Genomic DNA, 4734 nt, shown 5'->3' with positions numbered 1-4734 from the left:
TTGATCACGTCAAAGACAACCGTCTTAAACGCTGGCGGGATCAGGAGTATGCCTACGATGCGTGGGGCAACCTGATTGAAAAACGCAGCGGGATGGGCACGCTGCAGACGTTTGGGTATGACTGTGAAAATCGGTTGGTGCGGGCGGAGACGTTGGTTAACGGCAAGATGGAAAGTACCGGATCGTATCGGTATGACAGTTTGGGGCGACGGGTTGGCAAGGTTTCAGAGGTCAACGGTAAAGCCGAGCAGAAGCACTTTTTGTGGCAAGGCTTGCGGATGTTGCGTGAGGAAAGTCCGGGGCAGAGCAGTTTGTACCTGTATCTGGCGGGTTTAACCTGTATCGCTATGCTCCAAACACAGGAAGTTGGACCGATCCACTGGGGTGGAGCTGCTGGGCTGCTAAAAACGTAGCCGGTCGAAAGGTGTACCAAAGAAATGATATTTTTGATCCCAACTACGTTGATGATTTGGGAAGGACAAACGTTCAAAGGATGAGCAAAGGGGATGCGCCAATAGGAAAAGACGGGAGCGAAGTGAATCTCCACCACCTTACCCAAGACGAACCTGGCTCAATGGCAGAAATCCTCAGCAGTTTTCACTCAAAAAATGATCGAGTGCTGCATATGTACTCTAATCAGTGGGATAAAAGTTGGGTTGGGTCGGATGGTATTAGACGGCTTTATAATAGCGCACCCAAGAGTATGAATCGTGGGCCGTTTAATACATGGAAGAAAAGTTACTGGAAGGAAAGATCATTGGATTTCGGAGTCTGAAGTATGAGCTATATTGATTTGATTGAGGCTGAGATTAATGCATCTGGTGAAGATCCTGCATATGCAGGTGGCGCTAGCGACTCCCTGATAGCTGAGTTTGAAAAAGAATTGGGGGTTGGTTTTCCGGATTCGTACAAGTTGTTTCTTAAGAGGTTTGGTGCTTTGTCATTTGCCGGTGAGACGTACTATGGGGTTACTAAGAGCGGGTTGGCCGCTACCGCAATCCCTAGCGTTATATTTGCTACAAAAAACGCACGATCTCTTGGTGATGCCGATAATGGAATGATCGTCATTAAGTCTTCAGGATATGGCCCTATATATTCAATTGATACTTCTAGCATTGGAGAGGCAGGAGAGCCTGTAGTGGTGGAGACGGAGCTTTCATTTAAAAGAGATGGCGAGAAAAATGTCATTTCCAAAAGTTTTGAAGATTTTTTTTGTGACTCTGTCAGGCAGTCTATTAAAGATCTTTAATGTTGCGGATGGCGAGTAACGTGTAGGTTATCTGGTATGACGGTAGGGGGGCTTTTGGGGGTGGGTAGGGTGCAGCGAATGGCACGTGAAAGGTTGGAAAGCGGAAAATACGCTGTAGACAAAATTACAGCGCGACTATTATGAGTGCAGAAATTTTTTATTTGGTTGATTTTTGTGGAGCGTCATGCGGTCAGCCTGAATTTATCTCAGGTGAGTTCAATTGTGATGAGTGGGAGTGGGATGAGTTTGATCCTGGAGTAGAAAGTGTTGTTGTGGAGAGGGTTTATAAATTTAAAGTGTTGGATCGAACAATAAAAACGCTTGATGTGGATTTTTTAGGGTCTCCGCACAATCTAGTGTCAGCACGCTTTCTTGAAGTCTGCGATAGTTTAAATGTTAGGTATCGATCAGTGCCGGTTGAACTAAAGCTTGCAAGTGGAGTGATCAGTGGTGAGTATTTTATTTTTATCCCTCTGGATGCTGTAGGGTTACTGGATCAGGCTGGGTCTAAATTTTCTTTGGAAAAGGATTTAAATACTAGTGAGCCAGTATTTAATCGGTATCATCCTGCTGTGCCAGTTTATAGCTGGATAAGGCAGTTCTCTGCAAAAAGTGGAGTTTGTGAGAGTTTTTTTGTTTGTATCGAAATTATGAAGTGGGTCTGTAGCGAGGAGTTTAAGGTTGAGGCAGAGAAAAAGTTGGCTGGTTTGAGTTTTAAACCAATAGATAGTGAGTTTGTTTTTGATCCGTGGGGTGAAATGTCCTGAGTCTGTTCGTCTTGTGCCAATAAACGCTTTGGCTATTTTGAAAGGCCGTGACAGAGTTGATGGATGCGCTCTTTTAATATCATTATGCTGCGGTGGAATAGGGGGGAAGGATCTGCCGCCTGGCACAATAACTGATCTGAGATTGTAATATGATTGATATTGATGAAGAGTGTAAAAAAATAGAAGGGTTTGAGTTTTTCTCAAGTATGGGGAGTGTTGGGTCTAAAGATAATGATTTTTTATATATAGAAAGCGTTCGGAAGGTTTTTTTAGAGCCGTCTGAGTCTGAGTTTGATGGATGCTATGAGGGTGTTGAGTGGCTGCCCACATCCCCAGCTCAACCCGATCCGTTTTATGATATTCCTAAGCCGCCTTCAGATCTAGTCGCTATGCGAATGAAAGTGAATAAGGCAGTAATGGCGGTTGCTAAAACTATTGATAAGAACAAGTTCATTTGCACGCCGCATGATTTTAACCTTGCGGCAAGAAACGCGGTGTGTTTTGCCTTTAGGCAATATGTGTCTGAAAGTTATTATGGGCTTGGTGATCGATGGTTGGCGATAATAAAATTATATTATTCTGGTCGTTGGCCTGTTGGTTTGGTTAAGGATAAAATAGTTGTTATTTAATTTTTAGTGGGGGTCTTTCAAATTTTGTCGAGGTGTATTTCGCTCTTCAATAAGGACGGTCATTAGATATCTGGTGATTCAATGCGCCGTTTCAGCTAAGTCGACGAGTTGCCAGTAAAATATTCAAAGAGATATTTTGGAGCTGATATGGCTGATAAAGAAATTTCATTGCGTGCGTTAGAGCGTGTAAACAATTTTTTGGCCGAAATGAATTCTTGGGAAGCAGAGTTTTTCAAGATTCGAAAAGAGAATTTAGCCGGAGAAGGGGATGGTCCTGAAGTAAAAGTTTCTTTTGGGAGTAGGCTGGAAAGTATACTAAATAAATTTGCTTTTAAAAATAAAAGTAATTTTGGTCGTTTGATAGACTTGGGTTGTGTTAATCCGCCCACGTACGATCCGCAGTCTGACGTTGTAGAGGTCATTTCTATGAGTGGCGATGAAGTCGTTTTTCAGATACAACAAACTGTTGGGGTAGAGGTTACATCGCGGATAGTCATGGTTTGTAAAGCTGGTGAGTGGAAAATTAAGAAGAAAGAAAGTTTGGGTTATGACGATAAGTGGAAGCGTTCACCTTTGTAGTATGAGCTGCTGAAATGGAATCAGTGGTTTTTTTCACATGCGCTGAGCGAGCTTTCAAAGCGTTCTAATGGTGTAAGCGGAGTTGGGTGTAATCTGTAGAGTTAAATAAGTTCTTTAAAATCTAGTTTTGTGAGTGGCTACAAGCCTTTGTCTTAGTTGCTCTCTTCACTCTCCACTCATTTACCGCATTGCAATGGGTAGGTCATAAATTTTGAAAACGCCTCAGGATAGCGCTATATAAAGGGGGCTAGATGAAAGAGACTGATCTGATAGGTTTGTTGCGAGAAATATCAAATGAGTTAAAACAAGCTCAGGCAGTGCGCGGAGGGACAGATCTACGCTCTATTATCGAAAATTACGAAAGGGTAGTAATGCTCTTGCTTGGAGGTAATTTAACCGATAATTTAATCAGGTTTTCGCCTAGGGAGTATTTAGCGATATATAGTGATTATGAGAACCCGCTGCTTGAAAAAATGGATTTCGCACAGAGGGAAGTTAATGGTTTTTTGGTTGTCAGACCTTGAGTGCTTGATGTTTTTTCGACGCTGTTTCTCTTCTTGATGCGGTCACTAACGCCATTTGTCGTTCGTTCTTTAAAAACTCATCGAAGTAAGTGGCTGCCAACTTTGTCTCAGTCACTTTCTCTATAGTAATAATCGACGTCCGGCGCAAGTCACACATACCTGTGGTGGAATACCCTGGCCCAGGTCGAACGCTTCCAGGATTGCTCGGGTAAAAACACCACCTACCGCTTCGACGAGCGCCAGCATCTGGTCGCCGTTACTGATGCGCTGGGTCAGACCACCACGCTGGAACGCAAGCCTGACGGCGAAGTGCTGCGCATCAATCATCCGGACGGCAGCNCAGCATCTGGTCGCCGTTACTGATGCGCTGGGTCAGACCACCACGCTGGAACGCAAGCCTGACGGCGAAGTGCTGCGCATCAATCATCCGGACGGCAGCGCCGAGTCCTTCACCTACAACGCCCTCGGCCAGGTGCTGACGCACACCGACGGCAAAGGCCAGACCACGCGCCTGCTGCGCACCGCCCGTGGATTGCCGAGCAGCCGCCAGGACGCCAAGGGCCAGCGCATCCGCTACGAGTACGACCCGGCGATTCGCCTCACCGCGCTGATCAACGAAAACMACGCGRCGTACCAGTTCGCCTACGATGCGTGCGACCGGTTGATCGAAGAAAAACGCATCGACAACCTGACCCGGCGCTTCAACTACAACCTCGGCGGGCATCTGACCCAGGTCGATGAAACCGGCTACGGCGAACGCGGTGAACGACCACAGCGTCGTACCGAATTCGAGCGCGATAGCATTGGTCGGCTGCTGGCCAAACTCAATGCCGATGCCCGTCAGGATTATGTGTACGACGACGCTGATCGCTTGCTGTCGATCCAGCGCCTGCCGACCGCGCAGGGCAAGCAAMTKGGYGTCAGCGAAGAAACGCTGGARTTCTCCTACGACYTGCTCGGRAGGCTGATCCAGGAGACCACGGCGC

The 4734-nt window shown here is 46.2% G+C and carries 6 protein-coding genes and 3 pseudogenes; all 9 read left to right on the top strand.

What is annotated here, in order from left to right:
- A pseudogene (locus ASD95_RS29850) lies at window positions 1–413 on the top strand (hypothetical protein); the annotation flags it as partial.
- An 80-nt stretch (window positions 414–493) separates the two neighbouring features.
- On the top strand, window positions 494–775 hold the full coding sequence (locus tag ASD95_RS29845; RefSeq protein WP_223542651.1) for an HNH/ENDO VII family nuclease: 282 nt from the start codon (window positions 494–496) through the stop codon (window positions 773–775).
- A 3-nt stretch (window positions 776–778) separates the two neighbouring features.
- Complete coding sequence (locus tag ASD95_RS13765; RefSeq protein WP_056724198.1) at window positions 779–1249, top strand: SMI1/KNR4 family protein; 471 nt, start codon at window positions 779–781, stop codon at window positions 1247–1249.
- A 140-nt stretch (window positions 1250–1389) separates the two neighbouring features.
- Window positions 1390–2016, top strand: coding sequence for a hypothetical protein (locus ASD95_RS29165; RefSeq protein WP_156385759.1), 627 nt, complete (start codon window positions 1390–1392; stop codon window positions 2014–2016).
- A 149-nt stretch (window positions 2017–2165) separates the two neighbouring features.
- Window positions 2166–2645 carry a hypothetical protein gene (locus ASD95_RS28695; RefSeq protein ID WP_236709742.1) on the top strand — a complete coding sequence of 160 codons (480 nt, stop codon included), beginning with the start codon at window positions 2166–2168 and terminating at the stop codon, window positions 2643–2645.
- Between the two features lie 147 nt (window positions 2646–2792).
- Complete coding sequence (locus ASD95_RS13760; protein ID WP_082562948.1) at window positions 2793–3224, top strand: NTF2 fold immunity protein; 432 nt, start codon at window positions 2793–2795, stop codon at window positions 3222–3224.
- A gap of 251 nt (window positions 3225–3475) precedes the next feature.
- Entirely contained in the window at window positions 3476–3748 is a 273-nt protein-coding gene (locus ASD95_RS13755; RefSeq protein ID WP_056724197.1) for a hypothetical protein, read from the top strand.
- Window positions 3749–3904: 156 nt separating this feature from the next.
- A pseudogene (locus ASD95_RS29840) lies at window positions 3905–3988 on the top strand (RHS repeat protein); the annotation flags it as partial.
- Between the two features lie 100 nt (window positions 3989–4088).
- A pseudogene (locus ASD95_RS13750) lies at window positions 4089–4734 on the top strand (type IV secretion protein Rhs); the annotation flags it as partial.

Source organism: Pseudomonas sp. Root71 (genome assembly GCF_001429045.1).
Lineage (GTDB): Bacteria > Pseudomonadota > Gammaproteobacteria > Pseudomonadales > Pseudomonadaceae > Aquipseudomonas > Aquipseudomonas monachiensis.
This window is presented reverse-complemented; position numbering and strand designations above follow the sequence as displayed.

Excerpts from the sequence above, each read along its gene's own strand:
- ASD95_RS29845 (WP_223542651.1), top strand. The coding sequence starts at position 494 with ATGAGCAAAGGGGATGCGCCAATAGGAAAAGACGGGAGCGAAGTGAAT.
- ASD95_RS13765 (WP_056724198.1), top strand. The coding sequence starts at position 779 with ATGAGCTATATTGATTTGATTGAGGCTGAGATTAATGCATCTGGTGAA.
- ASD95_RS29165 (WP_156385759.1), top strand. The coding sequence starts at position 1,390 with ATGAGTGCAGAAATTTTTTATTTGGTTGATTTTTGTGGAGCGTCATGC.
- ASD95_RS28695 (WP_236709742.1), top strand. The coding sequence starts at position 2,166 with ATGATTGATATTGATGAAGAGTGTAAAAAAATAGAAGGGTTTGAGTTT.
- ASD95_RS13760 (WP_082562948.1), top strand. The coding sequence starts at position 2,793 with ATGGCTGATAAAGAAATTTCATTGCGTGCGTTAGAGCGTGTAAACAAT.
- ASD95_RS13755 (WP_056724197.1), top strand. The coding sequence starts at position 3,476 with ATGAAAGAGACTGATCTGATAGGTTTGTTGCGAGAAATATCAAATGAG.